General features: G+C 38.4%; 24 protein-coding genes. 19 read left to right on the plus strand and 5 right to left on the minus strand.

Annotated features, from left to right (window positions below; translation table 11 throughout):
- Nucleotides 1-96 precede the first annotated feature (96 nt).
- Nucleotides 97-1,578, plus strand: a complete 1,482-nt coding sequence (gene guaB / locus SM123_RS00905; RefSeq protein ID WP_003009220.1) for an IMP dehydrogenase — start codon at nucleotides 97-99, stop codon at nucleotides 1,576-1,578.
- Between the two features lie 45 nt (nucleotides 1,579-1,623).
- On the opposite strand, the gene recF is transcribed toward guaB, so the two are convergent.
- A complete protein-coding gene (gene recF, locus SM123_RS00910; protein WP_118396208.1) occupies nucleotides 1,624-2,718 on the minus strand; it encodes a DNA replication/repair protein RecF in 1,095 nt (364 codons plus the stop codon).
- The gene (gene yaaA, locus SM123_RS00915; RefSeq protein ID WP_024054765.1) at nucleotides 2,718-3,080 is read right to left on the minus strand and encodes a S4 domain-containing protein YaaA; all 363 of its coding nucleotides are present in this window, start codon (nucleotides 3,078-3,080) and stop codon (nucleotides 2,718-2,720) included. The genes recF and yaaA overlap by 1 nt, the downstream gene beginning before the upstream one ends.
- A 155-nt stretch (nucleotides 3,081-3,235) precedes the next feature.
- Between yaaA and yfmF the strand changes: the two genes are divergently transcribed.
- The 8 genes from yfmF (at nucleotide 3,236) to SM123_RS00955 (ending at nucleotide 10,021) form a co-directional block, all read left to right on the plus strand.
- Complete coding sequence (gene yfmF / locus SM123_RS00920) at nucleotides 3,236-4,483, plus strand: EF-P 5-aminopentanol modification-associated protein YfmF (RefSeq protein ID WP_118396210.1); 1,248 nt, start codon at nucleotides 3,236-3,238, stop codon at nucleotides 4,481-4,483.
- An 8-nt stretch (nucleotides 4,484-4,491) separates the two neighbouring features.
- Entirely contained in the window at nucleotides 4,492-5,766 is a 1,275-nt protein-coding gene (yfmH, locus tag SM123_RS00925; protein ID WP_320909612.1) for an EF-P 5-aminopentanol modification-associated protein YfmH, read from the plus strand.
- Between the two features lie 26 nt (nucleotides 5,767-5,792).
- Nucleotides 5,793-6,200, plus strand: a complete 408-nt coding sequence (locus SM123_RS00930; RefSeq protein WP_118396214.1) for a helix-turn-helix domain-containing protein — start codon at nucleotides 5,793-5,795, stop codon at nucleotides 6,198-6,200.
- A 31-nt stretch (nucleotides 6,201-6,231) separates the two neighbouring features.
- Nucleotides 6,232-6,771 (plus strand): CDP-diacylglycerol--glycerol-3-phosphate 3-phosphatidyltransferase, encoded by a 540-nt coding sequence (pgsA, locus tag SM123_RS00935; RefSeq protein WP_003009208.1) that lies wholly within the window; start codon nucleotides 6,232-6,234, stop codon nucleotides 6,769-6,771.
- Nucleotides 6,772-7,596: an energy-coupling factor ABC transporter ATP-binding protein gene (locus tag SM123_RS00940; RefSeq protein ID WP_118396216.1), complete on the plus strand. Its 825-nt coding sequence runs from the start codon at nucleotides 6,772-6,774 to the stop codon at nucleotides 7,594-7,596.
- Nucleotides 7,581-8,423, plus strand: a complete 843-nt coding sequence (locus tag SM123_RS00945; protein WP_049495781.1) for an energy-coupling factor transporter ATPase — start codon at nucleotides 7,581-7,583, stop codon at nucleotides 8,421-8,423. The genes SM123_RS00940 and SM123_RS00945 overlap by 16 nt, the downstream gene beginning before the upstream one ends.
- A complete protein-coding gene (locus SM123_RS00950; RefSeq protein ID WP_320909613.1) occupies nucleotides 8,416-9,213 on the plus strand; it encodes an energy-coupling factor transporter transmembrane component T family protein in 798 nt (265 codons plus the stop codon). The genes SM123_RS00945 and SM123_RS00950 overlap by 8 nt, the downstream gene beginning before the upstream one ends.
- Nucleotides 9,214-9,370: 157 nt before the next feature.
- Nucleotides 9,371-10,021 carry a LysM peptidoglycan-binding domain-containing protein gene (locus SM123_RS00955; protein ID WP_320909614.1) on the plus strand — a complete coding sequence of 217 codons (651 nt, stop codon included), beginning with the start codon at nucleotides 9,371-9,373 and terminating at the stop codon, nucleotides 10,019-10,021.
- A gap of 25 nt (nucleotides 10,022-10,046) precedes the next feature.
- On the opposite strand, the gene SM123_RS00960 is transcribed toward SM123_RS00955, so the two are convergent.
- Genes SM123_RS00960 through sdaAB form a run of 3 tightly spaced genes read right to left on the minus strand, consistent with a single transcriptional unit; the run spans nucleotide 10,047 to nucleotide 12,231 of the window.
- The gene (locus SM123_RS00960; protein WP_320909615.1) at nucleotides 10,047-10,676 is read right to left on the minus strand and encodes an HAD hydrolase-like protein; all 630 of its coding nucleotides are present in this window, start codon (nucleotides 10,674-10,676) and stop codon (nucleotides 10,047-10,049) included.
- A 1-nt stretch (nucleotide 10,677) separates the two neighbouring features.
- The gene (gene sdaAA / locus SM123_RS00965; protein ID WP_003002222.1) at nucleotides 10,678-11,550 is read right to left on the minus strand and encodes an L-serine ammonia-lyase, iron-sulfur-dependent, subunit alpha; all 873 of its coding nucleotides are present in this window, start codon (nucleotides 11,548-11,550) and stop codon (nucleotides 10,678-10,680) included.
- A gap of 9 nt (nucleotides 11,551-11,559) precedes the next feature.
- Nucleotides 11,560-12,231: an L-serine ammonia-lyase, iron-sulfur-dependent subunit beta gene (gene sdaAB, locus SM123_RS00970; protein WP_023919982.1), complete on the minus strand. Its 672-nt coding sequence runs from the start codon at nucleotides 12,229-12,231 to the stop codon at nucleotides 11,560-11,562.
- Between the two features lie 228 nt (nucleotides 12,232-12,459).
- Here sdaAB and apf point away from each other — a divergent pair, with 228 nt between their 5' ends.
- From apf to SM123_RS01020, 10 genes are all read left to right on the plus strand, one after another.
- On the plus strand, nucleotides 12,460-13,002 hold the full coding sequence (apf, locus tag SM123_RS00975; protein ID WP_320909616.1) for an aggregation-promoting factor: 543 nt from the start codon (nucleotides 12,460-12,462) through the stop codon (nucleotides 13,000-13,002).
- Between the two features lie 204 nt (nucleotides 13,003-13,206).
- Nucleotides 13,207-14,328: a tRNA 2-thiouridine(34) synthase MnmA gene (gene mnmA, locus SM123_RS00980; RefSeq protein WP_049492732.1), complete on the plus strand. Its 1,122-nt coding sequence runs from the start codon at nucleotides 13,207-13,209 to the stop codon at nucleotides 14,326-14,328.
- A 21-nt stretch (nucleotides 14,329-14,349) separates the two neighbouring features.
- Nucleotides 14,350-14,772 (plus strand): SseB family protein, encoded by a 423-nt coding sequence (locus SM123_RS00985; RefSeq protein ID WP_049471774.1) that lies wholly within the window; start codon nucleotides 14,350-14,352, stop codon nucleotides 14,770-14,772.
- A gap of 146 nt (nucleotides 14,773-14,918) precedes the next feature.
- Complete coding sequence (locus tag SM123_RS00990) at nucleotides 14,919-15,374, plus strand: NUDIX hydrolase (RefSeq protein WP_049492729.1); 456 nt, start codon at nucleotides 14,919-14,921, stop codon at nucleotides 15,372-15,374.
- Between the two features lie 10 nt (nucleotides 15,375-15,384).
- Nucleotides 15,385-17,295 (plus strand): tRNA uridine-5-carboxymethylaminomethyl(34) synthesis enzyme MnmG, encoded by a 1,911-nt coding sequence (mnmG, locus tag SM123_RS00995; RefSeq protein WP_003009189.1) that lies wholly within the window; start codon nucleotides 15,385-15,387, stop codon nucleotides 17,293-17,295.
- A 198-nt stretch (nucleotides 17,296-17,493) separates the two neighbouring features.
- Nucleotides 17,494-19,470 carry a GGDEF domain-containing protein gene (locus tag SM123_RS01000; protein ID WP_455431233.1) on the plus strand — a complete coding sequence of 659 codons (1,977 nt, stop codon included), beginning with the start codon at nucleotides 17,494-17,496 and terminating at the stop codon, nucleotides 19,468-19,470.
- Nucleotides 19,467-19,919, plus strand: a complete 453-nt coding sequence (gene rplI, locus SM123_RS01005) for a 50S ribosomal protein L9 (RefSeq protein ID WP_003002156.1) — start codon at nucleotides 19,467-19,469, stop codon at nucleotides 19,917-19,919. The genes SM123_RS01000 and rplI overlap by 4 nt, the downstream gene beginning before the upstream one ends.
- 25 nt (nucleotides 19,920-19,944) lie before the next feature.
- Nucleotides 19,945-21,303: a replicative DNA helicase gene (dnaB, locus tag SM123_RS01010; protein WP_320909618.1), complete on the plus strand. Its 1,359-nt coding sequence runs from the start codon at nucleotides 19,945-19,947 to the stop codon at nucleotides 21,301-21,303.
- A gap of 1 nt (nucleotide 21,304) precedes the next feature.
- Nucleotides 21,305-21,577 (plus strand): Veg family protein, encoded by a 273-nt coding sequence (locus SM123_RS01015; protein WP_003009183.1) that lies wholly within the window; start codon nucleotides 21,305-21,307, stop codon nucleotides 21,575-21,577.
- A gap of 209 nt (nucleotides 21,578-21,786) precedes the next feature.
- Complete coding sequence (locus SM123_RS01020; protein ID WP_320909619.1) at nucleotides 21,787-22,545, plus strand: ABC transporter permease; 759 nt, start codon at nucleotides 21,787-21,789, stop codon at nucleotides 22,543-22,545.
- Nucleotides 22,546-22,582 lie beyond the last annotated feature (37 nt).

The following is a 22,582-nucleotide window of genomic DNA, read 5'->3' on the forward strand; positions in this document are numbered from 1 at the left end:
TACCAATAAATGATTGACAAATTACGATAGAATGGTATGATATTAACAATAAAAATTCGAGCCTTGCTCAAATAAAAAGAAAAGAGGATCCAGCTAATGTCTAATTGGGACACAAAGTTTTTAAAAAAAGGGTTTACATTCGATGACGTGCTTTTGATTCCAGCAGAAAGTCACGTATTGCCTAATGATGCAGATTTAAGTACACAATTAGCAAGTAATTTACGCTTGAATATCCCAATCATTACTGCTGCCATGGACACAGTGACTGAAAGTCAAATGGCAATTGCTATGGCACGTGCTGGTGGACTTGGTGTTATCCATAAAAACATGTCAATTGAGCAACAGGCAGATGAAGTACGCAAAGTAAAACGCTCTGAAAATGGAGTTATCATTGATCCGTTCTATTTGACTCCGTCTCATACAATTGCAGAAGCAGATGAGTTGATGGGACGATACCGAATCAGTGGTGTTCCTGTTGTTGAAACACTTGAAAATCGTAAATTAGTTGGTATCCTTACAAACCGGGATTTGCGTTTTATTTCTGATTACAATCAACCCATTTCAAATCATATGACGAGTGAAAATTTGGTGACCGCACCAGTTGGAACTGATTTGGAAACAGCTGAACGCATTCTACAAGAGCACCGTATTGAAAAATTACCATTGGTAGATGAAAATGGTCGTCTTTCTGGCTTGATTACAATCAAAGATATTGAAAAAGTTATTGAGTTTCCAAATGCGGCTAAGGATGAATTTGGTCGTTTGCTTGTGGCTGGTGCCGTAGGGGTTACTTCAGATACTTTTGAACGTGCAGAAGCTCTTTTTGAAGCTGGTGCAGACGCAATTGTCATTGATACTGCTCATGGACATTCTGCGGGTGTTCTTCGTAAGATTGCAGAAATTCGTGCTCACTTCCCAGATCGTACCTTGATTGCAGGAAATATTGCAACTGCTGAAGGTGCTCGTGCATTATTTGATGCAGGGGTAGACGTAGTTAAGGTCGGAATTGGTCCAGGATCAATCTGTACAACTCGTGTTGTTGCAGGGGTTGGTGTTCCTCAAGTGACTGCTATTTATGACGCAGCCGCTGTAGCTCGTGAATATGGAAAAACGATCATTGCTGATGGTGGTATCAAGTATTCAGGAGATATTGTCAAAGCACTCGCAGCTGGTGGAAATGCAGTAATGCTTGGTTCAATGCTTGCAGGTACAGATGAAGCACCAGGTGAAACAGAAATCTTCCAAGGTCGTAAGTTTAAAACATACCGTGGTATGGGATCTATTGCAGCAATGAAGAAAGGTTCTAGCGACCGTTACTTCCAAGGATCTGTCAATGAAGCCAATAAATTGGTTCCTGAAGGAATTGAGGGACGTGTTGCTTATAAAGGTTCTGTAGCAGATATGGTATTCCAAATGATCGGTGGTATTCGTTCAGGTATGGGGTATGTTGGTGCAGCAACCATTCAAGATTTACATGATCATGCACAATTTGTTGAAATGAGTGGTGCAGGATTGAAAGAAAGCCATCCTCATGATGTGCAAATTACAAACGAGGCTCCTAACTACTCGGCACAATAAATTTACACATTTGTAAACAAAAATAACAGCATCTTGACAGTATTGTCAAGATGCTGTTTTGATATGACCGGCTTGAACAGTGAAAATTTTCAACTCTTCAGGTAGTTCTTTTAAATGATCGAGAGTGGTCGTTGTAATAAATGTTTGAATATTATTAGAGATGGTTTCAAGTAGTTGAAGTTGACGATAATTGTCAAGTTCGCTCATGACATCGTCAAGTAGTAAAATCGGCTTTTCTCTTGTGATTTCTTCCATTAATTCAATTTCTGCTAATTTTAGAGAGAGAACAACACTTCGATGCTGGCCTTGACTACCAAAGGTAGCATTCATATTATTGATGAAAAATGCCAAATCATCCCTGTGAGGCCCAATACTTGTTGTTTTCCTAAAAATATCCTTCTGACGGTTTTTTTCCAACATAGAGAGAAACTGCTCTTCTATATCATTTCCTTCTTCAGAAAAAACAGTTGACTGATATTGAATTGATAGGTTTTCTTTGTTGTCAGAAAGTCGAGTATGTTTTTCTTTTGCTTTAGCTTCTAATTTTTTAATAAACTCAAGCCGATGATGGATGACGCGACTTCCAAAACTAGCTAGTTGTGAATCTAAGACATCCAAAAATGTAGCATCAATTTTTTCCGAATTTTTTAGATAACTATTTCTTTGTTTCAGTACATGGTTGTATTGAGATAAGTCAGATAAGTAGAGAGGTTTCATCTGACCTAATTCAATGTCAATAAACTTTCGACGCCCTGCAGGTGATCCTTTGATCAGTTGCAAATCTTCGGGTGCGAAAAGGACAACATTCATATGGCCAATATAGTTCGATAATTTGGCTTGTTTCAAATGATTTACCTTAGTTATCCGACCTTTTGGAGTCAAGGAAATTTCTAATGGAAGGGGACCAGTTTCTCTTTGTAATTGACCAGAAACTTTGAAATCTGTGGATTCAAAATAGATGAGATCTCTATCATTTCGTGTTCGATGACTTCTGGTTAAAGCTAGAAAATAAATTGATTCGAGAATATTGGTCTTTCCTTGAGCATTTTGACCTAGGAAAATATTTAATCCAGGATGAAACTCGACTTCAAGTTCTTGATAATTACGAAAATGTTGAATGGATAAGTGTTTTAACCACATTAGGAGATACCAGGAAAGCGAATTGCTTTTTCTTTTTTGTTAGTCTTTGTCGGTTGTTTCTTTTGTTGTTGATTGAGTTGCTTGACAAGTTTAGCAACACGTTCCTTTTCTTCCTTCTCTTTAAGATGCTCTTCTATTTCTTCTTGAGAAGGTTCAAGAATGGTGATAGTCATGCTCAGTTCAGGAATGTCAATTTGATCATTGACACGAAGTTTACGGCCTCTCCGTTGTTCTAATTCACCATTAACAAAGACTTCTTTTTCTTGAAGAAAGGCTTTGATTGCACCACCACTCTGTATAATACCGAGTTCTTTTAAGATTGCTTGTAATGTAATAAAGTCATCAAATAATTTGTAATTCATAGTTCACCTCTTTGCGTGTTATTATACCATATTTTTAGTTTTTCTAGGGTAGAGAATGTTGAGTGATTTGAGGAGCTTTTTCACAGTTTGAATTAGGATTTTAGTGTGATTTCGTGTTATAATGAAAGTTACTATTGAGTAGAACGAGGATGAAAATGGAATTAGTAAAGGGCGTGAATCTTCACTTTCTTCAATCAAAAAAATTTAAAACCAATAAAATTAAGGTCCGTTTTTCATCGCCATTAGATGAAAATACCGTGGCTGCGCGTGTTTTAGTAGCCTGTATGATGGAAACTGCAAATCAAAAATATCCAACTTCACAATTATTCCGTGAAAAATTAGCGAGTCTATACGGGGTAGAATTGTCAACCTCAGTCTCTAAGAGGGGGCGTGTTCATTATGTTGATTTGAATATTTCCTTTGTGCGCGATGACTTTTTGAGTAAGAAAAATGTTCTTACTGATGAGGTTTTGGACATTATAGAAACTATCTTCTTTTCACCTTTGGTAGTAGAAGATCACTTTGACAGTGATACATTTGACGTTGAAAAGAAAAATACGATTTCCGATTTGGAGTCAGAAATTGAAGAGCCTTATTATTATGCACATGGGCAATTGAATCAACTATTTTTTGAAGACGAAACAATCGGGATGTCAAGATTGGGGAAAGTTGATTTAGTGAGACAAGAAACAGCTCAAAGTTCTCTTGGACAGTTTCATCAGATGCTCCAATTAGATAACATTGACTTCTTTTTCATAGGCGATTTTAATGAGGTCGCTATTGTGGATCGAGTGAACCAGTTTGAATTCAAGCCACGTGATAACAATTTGTCTGTCACCTATCAACAACCTTTTACAAATGTTGTAAGAGAAAAGTTAGAGCAAAAACAAAACCAACAATCTATTTTAGAATTAGGTTATCATTTTTCTACCCAGTATGGAGAATCTCTCCATATCCCTCTAGTTGTATTAAATGGGATGCTGGGAGCTTTCTCGCATTCGAGACTTTTTCAAATAATTCGTGAGAAAGAAGGCCTTGCTTATACTATCTCAAGCCATTTTGATATTTTTACAGGCTTCATGAGAGTTTTTGCAGGCATTGATAAGGAATCTCGTACCAAAGTAATGACCTTGATTATGAGACAGTTGAATGATTTAAAACGAGGCAAGTTTACAGAGTCAGAGCTTCAATTGACAAAAGAAATGTTGGTGAATACGACCTTATTAGCACAGGATCGGCAAAATACCTTGATTGAAAGGGAATATCTGAAAACGATCCTAGGAAAGAAAGTCCTTTCTTTAGAAGAGTGGTTAGAGTCCATCGATAAGGTTAGTAGAGAAGAAATTATTGAAGTGGCAAAAACAATTAATTTACAGTCTGTTTATTTTATGGAAGGAAAGTAGTGTAAAGATTGAAAATTAAAGAAAAATATTATGAATCAGTTGGTGAGCAAGTTTACTTTACACGCTTGTCAAATGGGTTGACTATTCATTTAATTCCCAAAGAAGATTATTATGAAACCTATGGAATAATCACAACTAAGTTTGGCTCAGTGGATACACGAATTATAGTGAATGGTGATGAAAGGCAATATCCTGCAGGAATTGCTCATTTCTTAGAACACAAAGTATTTGAAGATGAAAATGGTCAAGATTATTTAAAAAAATTCGTTCATTTAGGATCGGAAAGCAATGCCTTTACAAGCTTTACAAAGACAAGTTATCTTTTCTCAACAACTTCAAAAGTCACTGAAAATATTCAATTGTTATTGGAGATGGTTTCAAAGGCTTCCTTTACAGAAAAATCTGTATCTAAGGAAAGAGAAATCATTCAACAAGAAATTGGAATGTACCAAGATAGCCCAGACTATCGATTATTTTTTGGTGCGTTAGAAAATTTATATCCTGGAACACCTTTAGCAGACGATATTGCTGGGACGAGGGATTCTATTTCTAACATTACAATAGACAATCTCCGTGAAAACTTTGACCTATTCTATCATCCCTCTCAAATGCACTTATTAGTGATCGGAAACTTTGATGTTGATGAAGTATTGCAAGTAGTAAAGAAATATGATCGAGTTCCTCTTCATCCATCTGTGGAGTTAGAACGTTTTCCTGTAGAAAAAAATGAAGTAAGATTGAATCAATCTTGTAGAATGGAAGTTGCTACTCCTAAGTTGGCAATTGGAATTCGAGGAAATGATATCATTAGGGAAGAGGAAAAATTTCGATATAAATTGATGTTGAAATTACTATTTTCGATGATGTTTGGTTGGACCTCGCAACGGTTTCAAAGTTTATATGAAGCCGGGAAGATTGACAACTCATTGACACTTGAAGTCGAGGTTGAGGAATTATTTCATTTCGTTATTTTGACAATGGATACTCAAGAACCGGTCTCCTTATCTCATCAATTTAGGTCAGCGATCAAACAATTTGAAAAGGATCCAGATGTCAATCAGGAACATTTGGATACGATTAAAAGCGAAATGTTTGGTGATTTCTTACAAGGTTTAAATTCGCTTGAGTATAGTGCCACTCAGTTTGAATATTTTTCAGACGGTAGCACTTCTTATGATCTTCCAAAGATTTTACAAGGTATTAGTTTACAAGATATCATCAAATTAGGTCGTCAATTCGTCGACCAAGCTGAGATGGTTGACTATATGATTTTTCAAAAGTAGTACACAATGTATTAAGAAGGGAAAACATGAAGAAGAGAACGATTGGTCAAGTGTTAAAACTGTCAAGAGTAAATTTACACTTAAGTTTACAGGATGTGTCAAATAAAACAGCCATTGAAATTCCTTATATAGAAGCGTTGGAAAACGATGAGTTTGATCTATTACCGAGTCCCTTTTACGCTCAGATCTATCTTAAAAAGTTAGCATGGGCTTTGGGATTAGATGAGTCCATCTTATTGACAGCTTTTCGTGAAGGAAAAGAATTGTTATTTGATGAAGAAATACTTGTAGATGACGAAGAGCTTCATTCAAGAAAATTAAGACAGAAAGCGAGCTGGTTACCAATCCTGTATTATCTACTAGTTAGTTTTGCCATTCTTGGCTTTGTGATTTATATCGTATATTTTTATGAGTTTACAGCATCTGTAAAATAGATGTAAAGATAGTTTATTTTTTGGAGGAAGTATGAAAAAAGAAAATATTCCTAATGCATTGACATTAATTCGGGTTGTGATGATTCCTATTTTTATTGCTATTTTAAGTTTAAGTCACTCTTATCTAGGACATATTGTAGCGGCAGTTATTTTTGCAATTGCTAGTATTACAGATTATTTAGATGGCTTTCTTGCACGAAAATGGAATGTAGTGAGTAATTTTGGTAAATTTGCCGATCCAATGGCAGATAAATTATTGGTCATGTCAGCCTTTATTATGATGATTGAATTAAAAATGGTTCCTGCTTGGATTGCAGCCGTTATCATTTGTCGTGAGTTAGCTGTTACTGGTTTGCGTCTTCTCCTTGTTGAGACAGGTGGTACAGTTCTTGCTGCAGCCATGCCAGGAAAAATTAAAACCTTTAGCCAAATGTTTGCCATTATCTTTTTGCTTTGCCATTGGACACTTCCAGGGCAAGTGTTGCTTTATATTGCATTGATTTTCACAATTTATTCTGGTTACGACTACTTTAAGGGAAGTAGTTATCTCTTTAAAGACACATTTAAATAAATGAAACAGATGATTGAGCTAAAAAATGTATCCTTTCGATACGATAAAACAGTAGAAGAGTATCAAATTGACACGGTTTCGTTTCACGTGAAACAAGGAGAGTGGCTTTCGATTGTTGGACACAATGGTAGTGGGAAATCTACAGTTGTACGCCTGATTGATGGTCTTTTGGAAGCTGAGTCTGGTGAGATTTACGTTGATGGAAAACAACTGACTCGTGAAACCATATGGGAAATCCGTAGTAAAATTGGGATTGTATTTCAGAACCCTGACAACCAATTTGTTGGTGCGACAGTAGAAGATGATGTTGCCTTTGGTTTAGAAAATCAAGGAATTCCACGGGAAGAAATGCTTCAACGTGTGGAGAAGGCTATTGAGCAAGTCGGTATGCTGGAGTTTAAAGATCGCGAACCATCTCGTTTGTCAGGTGGTCAAAAGCAACGAGTGGCCATAGCAGGTATTATCGCCTTGAGACCAACTATTATTATCCTTGATGAAGCAACTAGTATGTTGGATCCAGAAGGTAGAGAGGACCTAATGGCAGTAATGAGAAAACTTCAGAAAAAGTTTCAATTAACAATTATCTCCATTACCCATGATTTAACCGAAATTGCCTTAAGTGATCGAACACTCGTGTTTCAAAAAGGAAAACTAGAGTCTTCTATGACGCCGCGGGAATTGTTTTCAAGAAATGATCTGAATGAGATTGGATTAGATAAGCCTTTTAGTAAGCAGGTCCAAGAATCTCTCAGCTCGCATTTTCCGCTAAAGCAGGACTATCTAACAGAAAGTGAGTTATTAGACCAACTATGGGAATCTCTTTAAAGAATGTCTATTATACTTATCAAGAGGGAAGTCCTTTTGAAGGGCAGGCGCTTTCTGATATTAGTTTGGAAATAAAAAATGGATCTTATACAGCCATCATCGGGCATACTGGTAGTGGCAAGTCTACTTTGTTGCAATTACTAAATGGTTTACTGCGTCCGACTACAGGAACGATTCAATTTGAAGATTTTGTTTTAGATAATCATTCTGAGCCAAAAGAAATGAAGTACCTGAGAAAAAAAGTCGGTTTGGTTTTTCAATTTCCAGAAAGTCAGCTATTTGCGGAAACCGTTCTAGCTGATGTAGCCTTTGGACCACAGAATTTTGGGGTACCTAAGGACAAAGCGGAGGAAATAGCCAAAGAAAAATTAGCGATCGTTGGTTTAGAAGAGTCTATCTATGATAAAAGTCCATTTGAACTATCTGGTGGACAAATGAGGCGAGTTGCGATCGCGGGTATTTTAGCTATCGAACCAGAGATTTTAGTATTGGACGAGCCGACAGCAGGGCTAGATCCTGCTGGAAGAAAGGAATTGATGGCACTGTTTGAGACATTACATAAAAATGGGATGACCCTAGTTCTGGTAACTCATACGATGGATGATGTAGCAAATTTTGCTGATACCGTATTTGCTTTAGAAGCGGGAAAACTTGTCCTAAACGGATCCCCCAGGGAAGTATTTCAACAGGTTGAGTATTTACAAAAACTTCAATTAGGAGTCCCACAAATTACGAATTTTGCTCTTCAATTGAAACGAAGAGGACTTTCCCTGGACAGACTACCAATCAAAATTGAGGAACTAAAGGAGCTGTTACTTCATGAATAATATGATTTTGGGAAGGTATATTCCTGGAAACTCCATTATCCACCAACTAGATCCTCGTGGGAAGTTGCTCTCAATGTTTTTATTCATATTTCTTCTGTTTTGGGCAAATAATATCCAGACAAATGTTCTTCTCTTTGCTTTTATTTTTGTATTAATGTATCTAACGAGGATTTCGGTTAGTTTTTATATTAAAGGCTTAAAATCAATGATTTTTATCATTGCTTTTACAACTATTTTTCAATTATTTGCGACCTCTCAAGGAACTATTTTGTATCAATGGTGGTTTTTTAAATTAACCGACCAAGGATTGATGCAAGCTGCCATCATATTTTGTAGATTTATTTTAATCATTTTTTATTCGACGATTTTAACAGTGACGACGACACCATTGAGTTTAGCAGATGCTATTGAAAAGCTCCTTACACCACTAAAAATTATTAAGGTTCCGGCTCATGAGATTGGGTTAATGCTATCTATGAGTTTGCGCTTTGTTCCAACCTTAGTAGATGATACGAATCGAATCATGAATGCGCAAAGGGCGCGTGGTGTTGATTTTGGTGAAGGAAATCTATTAAAAAGGATCCGTTCCTTTATTCCGATCCTCATTCCTTTGTTTGCCTCAAGTTTTAAACGTGCAGATGCATTAGCAATTGCGATGGAAGCGAGAGGGTACAAAGGTGGTGAGGGACGAACACGCTATCGGACTTTGCAGTGGGGAGTAAAAGATACTCTGGCATTGCTCGTTATTCTGTGCCTCATGTTGATAGTTTTTTATCTTAAAAATGGATAGAGCTAGTTGTATTGGTTCAAAAATAAGGAAAAAGCGCTATACAAAGCGCTTTTTACATTAAATTCACATATTCTTGTAACATTTGTAATATATTCTACAATAAACTGTAACATTTTGTGTGTATGATAGAATTATGTTCGAAAGGAGAATAGAATTCATGAACAGTAAAAAGTTCCAATGGACAGTCACTTCCCTACTTTCAGCAGCGTCACTTTTCATTTCTGGTATTGCTACAGTGAATGCTGAAACTTACGAAGTGAAGTCTGGAGATACTCTATCAAAAATTGCACTAGAAAATAACACTTCAGTAGAAAATATTATTGCATCTAACAATTTGACCAATGAAGATTTGATCTATGCAGGACAAATTATTGAGTTAGGTGAGCGTTCAAAATCTATGATTGATAAAGTTGCTCCACAAGAGCAAGCAAAACCTGCTGAAAGTGCACCTACAGCAACTGCAACAGCACAAGCTGCTCAAAAACAAACAACTTATGCAGCAAATGCTGCAGTGACTTCTGCACAATCAACAAATGGTGGAATTGTTCTATCAAATGGGAATACTGCTGGAGAACAAGGATCTTATGCTGCTGCTCGTATGGCTGAAATGACTGGCGTACCTGCTTCTACTTGGGAAGCAATCATTGCCCGTGAATCAAATGGTCAAGTAAATGCAGCAAATGCTTCTGGTGCCAGTGGTTTGTTCCAAACAATGCCAGGTTGGGGTTCAACTGCAACAGTTGATGATCAAATCCAGGCTGCATACAATGCATATAGCTCACAAGGTTTGTCAGCTTGGGGTTATTAAAAAATAGGTTTACAAATTTGTAAACCTATTTTTTTAATGTCTCAAGAATGTCAAGTGGAGAGTGACAAATAAAATCTGGTGAGTAAAGAAGTAGCTCATCAAGATCTCCAAATCCCCAAGTGATTGCCATGGTTTTTATGCCAACTGTTTGACCTCCAATGAGGTCAAATTTTGTGTCTCCAATAATCACTGTCTCCTCTTTTGGAAGGTGATTGATTGACAAGGCGTATCGAATGACATCAGCTTTGTGGATACGATCTGAATTTGATCCATAAATTCCTTTAAAGTATTTAGCAATACCTAAATCTTGACACATCTGTAAAGCAACTGGTTCATGTTTTGAAGTAGTTACATAAAGAGGAATGTTTTCGTCTTGTAAAGCTTTCAAAGCTTCTACTATTTGAGGAAATAGAGTTGATTTGTATTGCCCTTTTTCATGATAATACTGGCGATAGATAGTCACTGCTTGATCTACCAAAGTTTCAGGAAGGGTAGCTTCAAAACTAGAAATCAAAGGTGGTCCCATAAAACTACGGATGGTTTTGAGATCGGGTTGAGGAACCTTCAAAGTATCGAATGTATGTTGAAAACTCTCTGTAATTCCCTTGGAACTGTCAACTAATGTTCCGTCTAAGTCAAAAAATAAGGCTTGCATGCTATTCTCCAAATATCTCTTTTTGTAATCTACGTCCGGTTGGTGTTGCTGCCAATCCTCCTTCAGCTGTTTCTCTAAAGGCAGTCGGAAGACTAGATCCAACTTGGTACATGGCGTCAATCACTTCATCAACAGGTATTTTTGATTCAATACCTGCTAAGGCCATATCAGCAGCAATGAAGGCATAGCTGGCTCCCATTGCGTTTCGTTTGACACATGGAACTTCCACGAGTCCTGCTACTGGATCACAAATGAGACCAAGCATGTTTTTGATGACAAAACAGACTGCCTGACTTGCTTGATAAGGAGTTCCCCCAGCAGCTAGTGTCAATGCTGCCGCACTCATAGCTGAAGCAGAACCAACTTCTGCTTGACAACCACCTTCTGCACCTGAAATAGAAGCATTATTGGCGATGACTAAACCAAAAGCTCCAGCTGTCAGTAGAAAATCTAATTGTTGCTGACGGTTTAACCCTAATTTTTGGGTTGCTGCAGTGAGAACTGCGGGAAGGCAGCCAGCAGATCCTGCAGTGGGTGTTGCGCAGACCAGTCCCATCTTAGCATTGTGTTCGTTGACGGCAATAGCATTCTTCGCTGCGGTTAGGACGGTCAAGTCAGATAACGTTTTTCCTGATTTGATATAGCGATCTAATTTTGCGGCATCCCCACCGGTTAACCCACTACGAGAGTGGTTTTCATTTAACCCTAACTTTACAGAATCAATCATCACTTCTAAATTACGGGTCATTAATCGTAGGACTTCTTCTCGTTCACGACCAGTTAGTTCAAATTCAGTTGCAATCATTAACTCTGCGACGTTTCCTTCGTATTGCGTGCTTGCTTGTTCTACGAGGTCTACAATTGAATAAAACATATGAACTCCTTATTTGAAAAAGTTGACATTATGAAGATGAGGAATTTTACGGATATCGTCGATAGCTGCTTCACAACTCCTTGAGTCAACTTCTATAATCATAATCGCTTTTTCTCCAGCTTTTTCCCGTGTTACATTCATTTGTGCAATGTTAATATCATAGCGAGAAAGAGCTTCTGTCACATGGGCGATCATTCCAGGGACGTCCTGGTGAACAATGATAATGGTTGGAGTATTCATATTTAGCGAGATAGCAAAGCCATTTAACTCAGTAACCTGTATGTTCCCACCACCAATTGAGATTCCAGTGACAGAAATCGTTTTATGATCATTTTTAACAGTAATAGTCGTTGTGTTTGGGTGAGGAGCATTGCTTTCTTTTTGAATAGACCAAACAATCCGAATGCCTCGTTCATGTGCAATTTTTAGACTATCTGGGATTCTAGGATCATCTGTGTCCATTCCTAAGATGCCCGCTACTAAGGCTAAATCTGTTCCATGACCACGATAGGTTTTGGCGAAGGAATTAAATAATTGGAACTCAACTTCTTTTGGCTCCTCTCCAAAGATAGAAGAAACAATTTTACCAATTCGAACAGCACCTGCAGTGTGACTACTGGATGGGCCGATCATCACAGGTCCAATAATATCAAAAACTGATTGGAATTTTAAAGAGTTCATGCTCTGCTCCTTTGTGATCACTTTACTTCATTATATCAGATATGGCTGATGATTTCTTCTATTTTTCCCGAAATATCTGAGAAATCTTAAAGGGGGCTTAAAGCATTTATATTATCCTGGAATTTTAGTATTTCTAACATCTGACTGAAATATTTGACACATTATTTCAATAAATATGAAATATTTCTTGTGTAGTATAGAGGTATACCAATAAAGGAGTACATAATAATGAATAAAAAACAAATGATGAAACAAATTATTGGACTTAGTTTACTTGCAGGACTTTTCCTTCCAATTGTAGCGAATGCAGATTCTTATACTGTAAAATCAGGTGATACTTTATCTGCTATTGCTAAAGAGAGGAACACAACGGTTGATGCGATTGCTAAGAAAAATAAGATTAGTAACGTGAATCTCATCTCAGTTGGTCAAGTTCTTGAGATTGAAGATGCAAATACAACGCAGAAAACTACGGAGCAAGCTCCTGCTAGTAAAACGGATACTACACAAGCAACAACTACTGTCTCTGCTTCAGATGGCTTGAGTGCGGAAGACGCGGCTGCTAAGGAATGGATTGCTCAGAAAGAGTCAAGTGGTAGCTATACAGCACAAAATGGCCAATATTATGGCCGTTACCAATTGACTATCACTTATTTGAATGGTGATTTATCACCTGCAAACCAAGAAAAAGTGGCCAATCAATATGTTGTCAACCGTTATGGATCGTGGTCTGCAGCTAAAAATTTCTGGTTGGCAAATGGCTGGTATTAAATTTGTATGAAAAGAGTTCTTGAATAGGACTCTTTTTTAATTTACAGACTTGTAAACCCATCGATCCTGATCAACAAAAAGAATAGTAAGATGCTTGTTTTCTACTATAAAGCGTGTTAAAATGGTAACTGCTCAAAACGACCTTCAATCGTTGAAGCAAACCACGACCTTCAATCGTGAGAAACGAAAAGATGGGAGAAATCTATGAGTGATAACTCGAAAACACGTGTTGTTGTTGGTATGAGTGGTGGAGTGGATTCATCTGTAACAGCTTTATTATTAAAGCAACAAGGTTACGATGTCATCGGCATCTTCATGAAAAACTGGGACGACACAGACGAAAATGGCGTCTGTACAGCTACAGAAGATTACAAAGATGTAGCAGCGGTTGCAGACCAAATTGGCATTCCTTACTATTCTGTCAACTTTGAGAAAGAATACTGGGATCGTGTCTTTGAATATTTCCTTGCCGAATACCGAGCTGGTCGAACACCAAATCCGGATGTCATGTGTAATAAGGAAATCAAATTTAAGGCCTTTTTAGATTATGCTATGACACTCGGTGCAAATTATGTAGCGACAGGGCACTATGCGCGTGTGGCGCGTGATGAAGATGGCATTGTTCATATGTTACGCGGCGTTGACAACGGGAAGGACCAAACTTATTTCTTAAGCCAGCTGTCACAAGAACAACTTCAAAAAACCATGTTCCCATTGGGACATTTGGAAAAGCCAGAGGTTCGTCGTCTAGCTGAAGAAGCTGGATTAGCAACAGCTAAAAAGAAAGACTCAACTGGGATTTGCTTTATCGGAGAAAAGAATTTCAAAGAATTTCTAGGGAACTATCTTCCTGCCCAACCAGGTCGAATGATGACCATCGATGGACGAGATATGGGTGAACATGCAGGTTTGATGTATTACACAATCGGTCAACGGGGTGGGCTTGGAATTGGTGGCCAACAAGGTGGAGACAATGCCCCATGGTTTGTAGTTGGGAAAGACCTCAGTCAAAATATTCTTTATGTCGGTCAAGGCTTCTACCATGAAGCATTGATGTCAACAAGTTTACAGGCTAGTCAAGTTCACTTTACACGAAATATGCCAGAAGAGTTTACATTAGAGTGTACAGCTAAGTTCCGCTATCGTCAGCCTGACTCCAAGGTGACTGTACACGTTAAAGGTGACAAGGCAGAAGTGATTTTCGCAGAACCTCAACGAGCCATTACACCAGGACAAGCTGTTGTTTTTTACGACGGTGAAGAGTGCCTAGGCGGTGGCTTGATTGACAATGCTTATCGGGATGGAAAAGTTTGTCAGTATATTTAGAATTTTCTAGGAGGAACGAAAGTGTTTCAGTTCTTTAAGAAAAAAATAGAGAATACAAAGACTATCTCTGATTATAAGAAACAGTATTTGAGGGAAAAAACGACGGAGTCAATTGAAGCTTTGTTCAAGGAATTGAAGCAATCTAAAGTTTGGGTTCCCTTTAATGCTTCTTTAATGGATGGGAGTGATGAACAAGAAGGTGTTCGTCTAAAACCGGATATTCTACGAAAGGGAGACGACTACTTTTATCCTTGTTTCTTGACGGAACAGGATATTCCTAAAGATTATTACGATCGTTTTTCTTGGCTGCAAATACCTTTTACGGACTGTTTATTTACTGCAGAAAGGATAGGAAAGTTTCCAGTGAGAGGGATTGTTCTAGATGCATTCTCTGATCCAGTTGAGATTGACAAAGGAGTTTTTGAAGCAATCCGTCAGTCTTAGTATATTTAAATTGACAAATTTTCTCAATTTGCTACAATAATAAAAGCAATAGAAATGATGGTCAAAGCTCATGGATGTTGCAGGCTTTTTTGTCCTGCACTTCTCAGAGTTTTGACTATTTTTGTGTGATTTCGAAAGGAAGTAAAATGAGGCAACAGGATTTTCGGACGAAAATAGGTTCTACTGTTTTTGGTGTGAGAGCGACTGCTTTGATTGTAAAAGATAATCGCTTGTTCGTCATAGAAGATGAGGACGGCTGTTATACAATCGGAGGTGCTATTCAAGTCAATGAAACTACAGAAGATGCTGTAGTTCGGGAAGTCAAAGAGGAACTTGGTGTTACATCTAAAGCAGGTCCACTAGCTTTCGTGGTTGAAAATCACTTTGAACAAGCTGGAATCCACTACCATAACATTGAATTTCATTATTTTGTGGACTTGCTGGAAGATGCACCTTTGGTCATGCAGGAAGATACAAAGCAATTACCTTGCCGTTGGATTGCTTTAGATGATTTACATACTGTTGACCTGAAACCGGCTTTTTTAAAATCAGCCCTACCAGACTGGGACGGAAAATTACGACACATCCATCTTGAGAAATAGGAGAAATAGAATGAATTATAACTTTATAGAAGAATACGATATCATTGTAATCGGTGCGGGGCATGCGGGAGTAGAAGCCTCTCTAGCTGCTAGCCGTATGGGTTGTAAGGTCTTACTTGCGACTATTAACATTGAAATGCTGGCTTTTATGCCTTGTAATCCCTCTATTGGTGGTTCTGCTAAGGGAATTGTCGTGCGTGAAGTCGATGCCCTCGGTGGAGAAATGGCGAAGAATATCGACAAGACCTACATCCAAATGAAAATGCTCAATACTGGTAAAGGTCCTGCGGTTCGTGCACTTCGGGCTCAAGCAGACAAAGAACTTTACTCAAAAGAAATGCGGAAAACGGTTGAAAACCAAGAAAATTTAACTCTTCGCCAAACTATGATTGATGAGATTTTGGTGGAGAATGGTAAGGTTGTTGGTGTAAGGACTGCGACTCACCAAGAGTATGGGGCAAAGGCTGTTATTGTCACTACTGGGACAGCTTTACGCGGAGAAATTATCATTGGAGATCTCAAGTATTCATCAGGACCTAATCATAGTCTAGCTTCTATCAATTTGGCCGACAATCTCAAACAGCTAGGATTAGAAATTGGACGTTTCAAAACAGGGACGCCACCTCGTGTAAAGGCATCGTCAATTAACTATGACGAAACGGAAATTCAACCTGGAGATGAAGCTCCAAATCATTTTTCTTATACATCGCGTGATGAAGATTATGTAAAGGATCAGGTTCCTTGTTGGTTGACTTACACGAATGGGCATAGTCATGAAATTATCCAGAATAATTTACACCGGGCACCTATGTTTACAGGGGTTGTAAAGGGAGTAGGTCCTCGCTATTGTCCGTCCATTGAGGATAAAATTGTCCGTTTTGCTGACAAAGAGCGTCATCAACTATTCTTAGAACCTGAGGGACGAAACACAGAAGAAGTCTATGTTCAAGGGCTGTCAACAAGTTTACCAGAGGATGTTCAGCGGGATCTCGTCCATTCTATTAAGGGACTTGAGAAGGCAGAAATGATGCGAACGGGTTATGCGATTGAGTATGATATGGTTTTGCCTCATCAATTGCGCGCAACTTTGGAAACTAAGAAAATTTCAGGTCTCTTTACAGCTGGCCAAACCAATGGAACGTCTGGCTATGAGGAGGCTGCTGGTCAAGGGATTATTGCAGGGATCAATGCGGCTCTAAAAATCCAAGGAAAACCAGAACTCATTTTGAAACGCAGTGATGGTTATATTGGGGTCATGATCGATGACTTGGTAACAAAGGGAACGATCGAACCGTATCGTTTGTTAACAAGCCGTGCAGAATACCGTCTGATTTTGCGTCATGATAATGCCGATATGCGCTTGACAGAAATGGGACGAGCAATTGGATTGGTAGATGATGAACGTTGGCAACGTTTCGAAACCAAGAAGTATCAGTTTGAAAACGAGATGAAGCGTTTGGATAGCATTAAGTTAAAGCCTGTAAAGGAAACCAATGAGAAGGTTGCTGCAATGGGCTTTAAACCATTGACAGATGCTGTCACTGCTAAAGAATTCTTGCGAAGACCAGAAGTCTCTTACCAAGATGTGGTAGAATTTATCGGTCCTGCAGCTGAAGAACTGGATGATAAAATCATTGAATTGATTGAAACTGAAATTAAATACGAAGGCTATATCTCAAAAGCAATGGACCAAGTCGAAAAAATGAAGCGTATGGAAGAAAAACGAATTCCTGCGAATATTGACTGGGATGATATTGACTCTATTGCAACCGAAGCGCGTCAAAAATTTAAATTAATTAATCCAGAAACGATTGGTCAAGCAAGTCGTATCTCAGGTGTCAATCCAGCGGATATCTCTATTTTAATGGTTTACTTAGAAGGTAAATCTCGGAGTATCTCCAAAAACAAAGCAAACCACTAATAAAATGGGGCTGAGATGATGTTTCAGCCTCAATTTTATGGATTGAAATCTGTTGTTACTATTTACACAGTTGTAAACCTTGTTTACAAAGTAGTGAAGCGGAGGAAGAGCCTTTTAGTGGTCTTTCTTCTCTGTAATATAGAGAGAAACCTCGCTTTTTACCTCTATTTATGGTATAATTCCGAGAAGAGGTTTATGATGAAAAAATTTCGTTTATCGTTCATCCATTATGTGTTAATTGGTTTTATTTCATTTGCAATTTTAGCAATTTTTTTAAGAATCTTTGGCAAAGGCTATGTAACTCTCATTGCAATTTTTTTAGTCTTAGCTGGATTGATTGCTTTATTTGAATACCAGTTACAAATTTCAGAGTTAGATGAATTAGAACAAATACAATATGTTAACCATCAGGCAGAAAGCGGATTAGCATCCCTCCTTGATAAAATGCCTGTTGGTGTTATCAAAATTAATGAAGAGTCAAATGAAGTAGAGTGGTTCAACCCTTATGCTGAATTGATTTTTTCAACAGATGATGGGGACTTTGATGTTGAATCATTGAAAAAGTTACTCAATACTCTGTTTGAGGATAAAGGTCATTATGTCACTGTAGCCGATAAGAAATATTCCGTTTACTTTGATCAGACGTCTAGTGTTGTTTACTTTTTTGATGTTTCAAGTGAGTATGAAGCAACTGTGGGATTGGTGACAACTCGTCCCGTTATCGGTATTATTTCTGTTGATAACTATGATGATCTAGAAGATGTCATTTCAGACTCTGATATTAGCAATATCAATAGTTTTATTGCCAACTTTGTAGAAGAGTTTACAGCTCATTACCATATGTTTTACAGACGTGTGGGGATGGATCGTTTCTATTTGTTTACAGACTACACGGTCTTAGAACAGTTGATGGAATCAAAATTTTCTGTCATCGATCAATTCCGTGAAGAAGCTAAAAATCGTGAGCTACCTATTACCTTAAGTATGGGATTCTCGTACGGTGATGGGAAGCATGATGAGATTGGTAAAGGGGCTCTCTTGAACCTAAACCTTGCAGAAGTTCGTGGTGGGGATCAAGCGGTTGTCAAGGAAAATGATGAACAGAAAAACCCTATTTTCTTTGGTGGGGGAACAGCTTCGGCTGTGAAGCGGACTCGGACTCGCACACGCGCTATGATGACAGCTATTTCGGATAAGATTAAATCCGTTGATCAAGTCTTCATTGTTGGACATAGAAACTTGGATATGGATGCTTTAGGAGCGTCTGTGGGAATGCAGTTTTTCTCTAGCAATATTTTAGCTTCCTCTTATGTGGTCTATGACCCGCATGCAATGGCTAGTGATATTTCAAGAGCAATTGCGAAACTAGAAGAAGAGCAGGTAACGAAAATCCTTCCCCTAGAGGAAGCCATGCAAATGGTGACGGATCGCTCTTTGTTAATTATGGTGGACCATTCTAAGACAGCCTTGACCCTTTCTAAAGAGTTTTATCAGGAATTTCAACAGATTATTGTCATTGACCATCACCGTCGGGATGATGATTTCCCTGAAAATGTTCTGATCACCTATATTGAAAGTGGAGCAAGTAGTGCGAGCGAATTGGTTAGTGAACTGATTCAGTTCCAGAAGTCGAAGAAAAATCGATTGACGAAGATTCAAGCTAGTGTCTTGATGGCTGGAATCATGCTGGATACTAAGAACTTCTCCACACGTGTTACAAGTCGGACCTTTGATGTGGCGAGTTACCTTCGCTCAAGAGGTAGTGATAGTGTAGCTATCCAGGAGATCTCTGCGATTCAGTTTGACGAGTACCGCGAAGTGAACGAACTGATCTTGACTGGTGAAAAGATTTTGCCACATATCATCGTAGCTTGTGCTAATACGACTAAAGCCTATGATTCAGTAACTATTAGTAAGGCTGCTGATAGTATGCTAGCCATGTCTGAGGTGGAAGCAACCTTTGTCATTGCTTGCAATCAAAGTGGGACTGTCTCGATTTCTGCACGAAGTCGAAGCAAAGTCAATGTACAGCGTATCATGGAACAGCTTGGCGGAGGAGGTCATTTCAATTCGGCAGCCTCTCAAATTGAGGGTCAAGATTTGATGAGTATTCGTCAACAACTGATTGAGACTATTGAAAACGAAGTAACTATTGAAAAGGAGAATGTAGAATGAAAGTTATTTTCTTAGCGGATGTAAAAGGTAAAGGTAAAAAAGGCGAAATTAAAGAAGTGCCTACTGGTTATGCACAAAACTTTTTGATCAAGAAAAATCTTGCGAAAGAAGCCAATGCCCAAGCAATCGGTGAGCTTCGTGGAAAGCAAAAGTCAGAAGAAAAAGCGCATGCTGAATTGTTAGCGGAAGCGCAAAAGATTAAAGCAAAATTGGAAGAAGAAGCAACTGTTGTTCAATTCACTGAAAAAATTGGACCAGATGGTCGTACCTTCGGCTCTATTACCAATAAAAAGATTGCAGAAGAGCTTGAGAAACAATTTGGCATTAAAATTGATAAACGTCATATCCAAGTTTCCTCTCCAATTCGTTCAACAGGATTGATTGACGTCCCTGTAAAAATTTATCAAGATGTTACAGGTGTGATTAATATTCGTGTAAACGAAGGGTAAACACGATCGATAGAAAGGTTTTTTTATGGCTGAGATAGAGGAATTACGAACACAACCTCAGGATATCCAAGCGGAGCAATCAGTGTTGGGAGCCATTTTTATTGATGAGGGGAAATTGGTCTTTGTTCGTGAATATATCGAGCCTGGCGATTTCTTTAAGTACTCGCACCGTTTGATTTTTAAAGCCATGATCGATCTAGCTAACCGCGGGGATGCGATTGATGCGACGACTGTTCGAAATATTTTAGATAGTCAGGGGGATCTCCAAAATATTGGCGGTCTCTCCTATTTGGTAGAAGTCATTAATTCGGTACCAACTTCAGCTAACGCAGAGTATTACGCGAAGATTGTTGCCGAAAAAGCTGTTTTACGTCGATTGATCTCTCGATTAACGGAAAGTATTAATCAAGCTTATGATGGTGCAAGTCCTTCAGATGAAATCATTGCGGGTGCTGAAAAAGCTCTGATTGATGTTAGTGAAAACGCAAATCGTAGTGGATTTAAAAATATTCGAGACATCTTGAATATAAATTTTGGTAGCTTGGAAGCCCGCTCTCTTCAAACCTCTGATATTACGGGTATTGCGACAGGCTATCGCGATTTGGACCATATGACGACAGGGCTACATGAGGAAGAGTTGATTATTTTAGCGGCTCGTCCTGCAGTAGGGAAAACAGCCTTTGCTCTAAATATTGCTCAAAATATCGGGACAAAGTTGGATAAGACAGTGGCTATTTTCTCATTAGAAATGGGTGCTGAAAGTTTGGTTGACCGGATGTTAGCAGCTGAAGGCTTGATTGAATCCCATTCGATTCGTACAGGTCAATTGACGGATGAAGAGTGGCGAAAATATGCCATTGCTCAAGGGAATTTGGCCAATGCGAGTATTTACATCGATGATACTCCAGGAATTCGGATCACTGAGATTCGTTCGAGAGCAAGAAAATTAGCGCAGGAAACAGGCAATCTCGGTCTTATTCTGATTGACTACCTGCAGCTGATTACAGGGACTGGAAGAGAAAACCGTCAACAGGAAGTTTCAGAAATTTCTCGTCAGTTAAAGATTTTGGCTAAGGAACTAAAAGTTCCCGTTATTGCTTTGAGTCAGCTATCACGTGGTGTGGAACAGCGCCAAGACAAACGTCCTGTTCTTTCTGATATTCGTGAATCTGGATCGATTGAGCAGGATGCGGATATTGTTGCTTTCTTGTACCGTGATGATTATTATGATCGAGCTGGTGAAGAGGAAGAAGATGGAATGCCTAATAATACGGTTGAAGTGATTATCGAGAAAAACCGTTCAGGTGCGCGTGGGACAGTCGAATTAATATTCCAAAAGGAATACAATAAATTCTCAAGTATTTCAAAGAGAGAGGATCAATAAGATGAGTGATGCATTTACAGATGTTGCAAAAATGAAAAAAATTAAAGAAGAGATCAAGGCTCATGAAGGACAAGTGGTTGAAATGACGCTTGAAAATGGACGGAAACGTCAAAAAAATAAATTTGGACGCTTGATTGAGGTCTATCCTTCTTTATTTATTATCGAGTATACGAACGACAACAGCTTACCAGGTGAACCAGCCAATACATACGTGGAGTCTTACACCTATTCAGATATTTTAACAGAGAAGAATTTAATTCGTTATTTGGATTAATTTCTTGCTTTTATCATCTAAATCAGTTATTATAATAAATACATATGGGAGTCTGTGTACAGTCTGAGAGGAAGTGTAAGCTTCGACCGCACCTGATCTGGGTAATGCCAGCGTAGGAAACAAATGAAATGTATTTTTCGTTATGAGTGACCTTGTGCAATCCGTCTCCTATTTTGGAGGCGTTTTTATTTGTGAGAAAGGAGGTTACGATGTCTCTTGTAAAAAGATATTCAAAACAATTGATAGGATTTGCAGGTTTTAGCAGTCTTCTTGTCTTATGGCAGTTAGCAGGATTTTTAAATATCCTCCCCAAATTTGTATTACCAACGCCACTTGAAATTGGGAATGCCTTTGTACGAGATCGAGCTCTCCTGATTCATCACAGTTTGTCTACCCTTCAAGTGGCCTTGATTGGACTTGTTATAGGGGTTCTTCTTGCTGCTGGATTTGCGATTCTCATGGATAGTTTTCAATGGGTGAATGATCTGGTCTATCCTTTTATGGTTGTTATTCAAACCATTCCGACGATTGCCTTGGCCCCTATCCTGGTTCTTTGGTTTGGTTATGGTATGCTTCCAAAACTGGTTTTGATCATTATTACGGTGGTATTTCCCATCGTAGTCAGTCTGTTAGATGGTTTTCGGCATTGCGATCAAGATATTCTGAGATTGTTTCAGATTATGCAAGCCAATCGCTTTCAGACCTTAGCTCATTATAGAATTCCTGCAGCGCTTCCTTATTTTTTTGCAGGTTTACGTGTGAGCGTTTCCTATGCTTTTATCAGTACGGTAGTTTCAGAATGGTTAGGAGGTTTTGATGGATTGGGGGTCTATATGATCCAATCGAAGAAGTTATTTCAGTATGATACGATGTTTGCGATCATTGTATTGATTTCTGCTATTAGTTTACTCGGTATGTTTCTCGTTGACCAATTAGAACGAACCATTCTAAAATGGAAAAAGGATTGACAAACTTGTAAATGGTGTAAAAATTAAATTGACAAAA

The organism is Streptococcus sp. S5 (assembly GCF_034134805.1).
GTDB classification, from domain to species: Bacteria; Bacillota; Bacilli; order Lactobacillales; family Streptococcaceae; genus Streptococcus; species Streptococcus lingualis.

Coding starts and splice junctions, on each gene's coding strand:
- SM123_RS00940 (WP_118396216.1), top strand. CDS start 6,772: ATGAAACAGATGATTGAGCTAAAAAATGTATCCTTTCGATACGATAAA.
- sdaAA (WP_003002222.1), bottom strand. CDS start 11,550: ATGTTTTATTCAATTGTAGACCTCGTAGAACAAGCAAGCACGCAATAC.
- SM123_RS00955 (WP_320909614.1), top strand. CDS start 9,371: ATGAACAGTAAAAAGTTCCAATGGACAGTCACTTCCCTACTTTCAGCA.
- recF (WP_118396208.1), bottom strand. CDS start 2,718: ATGTGGTTAAAACACTTATCCATTCAACATTTTCGTAATTATCAAGAA.
- dnaB (WP_320909618.1), top strand. CDS start 19,945: ATGGCTGAGATAGAGGAATTACGAACACAACCTCAGGATATCCAAGCG.
- sdaAB (WP_023919982.1), bottom strand. CDS start 12,231: ATGAACTCTTTAAAATTCCAATCAGTTTTTGATATTATTGGACCTGTG.
- SM123_RS00945 (WP_049495781.1), top strand. CDS start 7,581: ATGGGAATCTCTTTAAAGAATGTCTATTATACTTATCAAGAGGGAAGT.
- SM123_RS01015 (WP_003009183.1), top strand. CDS start 21,305: ATGAGTGATGCATTTACAGATGTTGCAAAAATGAAAAAAATTAAAGAA.
- apf (WP_320909616.1), top strand. CDS start 12,460: ATGAATAAAAAACAAATGATGAAACAAATTATTGGACTTAGTTTACTT.
- pgsA (WP_003009208.1), top strand. CDS start 6,232: ATGAAAAAAGAAAATATTCCTAATGCATTGACATTAATTCGGGTTGTG.
- SM123_RS00930 (WP_118396214.1), top strand. CDS start 5,793: ATGAAGAAGAGAACGATTGGTCAAGTGTTAAAACTGTCAAGAGTAAAT.
- SM123_RS00950 (WP_320909613.1), top strand. CDS start 8,416: ATGAATAATATGATTTTGGGAAGGTATATTCCTGGAAACTCCATTATC.
- mnmG (WP_003009189.1), top strand. CDS start 15,385: ATGAATTATAACTTTATAGAAGAATACGATATCATTGTAATCGGTGCG.
- guaB (WP_003009220.1), top strand. CDS start 97: ATGTCTAATTGGGACACAAAGTTTTTAAAAAAAGGGTTTACATTCGAT.
- yaaA (WP_024054765.1), bottom strand. CDS start 3,080: ATGAATTACAAATTATTTGATGACTTTATTACATTACAAGCAATCTTA.
- rplI (WP_003002156.1), top strand. CDS start 19,467: ATGAAAGTTATTTTCTTAGCGGATGTAAAAGGTAAAGGTAAAAAAGGC.
- SM123_RS00990 (WP_049492729.1), top strand. CDS start 14,919: ATGAGGCAACAGGATTTTCGGACGAAAATAGGTTCTACTGTTTTTGGT.
- yfmF (WP_118396210.1), top strand. CDS start 3,236: ATGGAATTAGTAAAGGGCGTGAATCTTCACTTTCTTCAATCAAAAAAA.
- mnmA (WP_049492732.1), top strand. CDS start 13,207: ATGAGTGATAACTCGAAAACACGTGTTGTTGTTGGTATGAGTGGTGGA.
- SM123_RS00960 (WP_320909615.1), bottom strand. CDS start 10,676: ATGCAAGCCTTATTTTTTGACTTAGACGGAACATTAGTTGACAGTTCC.
- SM123_RS01020 (WP_320909619.1), top strand. CDS start 21,787: ATGTCTCTTGTAAAAAGATATTCAAAACAATTGATAGGATTTGCAGGT.
- SM123_RS01000 (WP_455431233.1), top strand. CDS start 17,494: ATGAAAAAATTTCGTTTATCGTTCATCCATTATGTGTTAATTGGTTTT.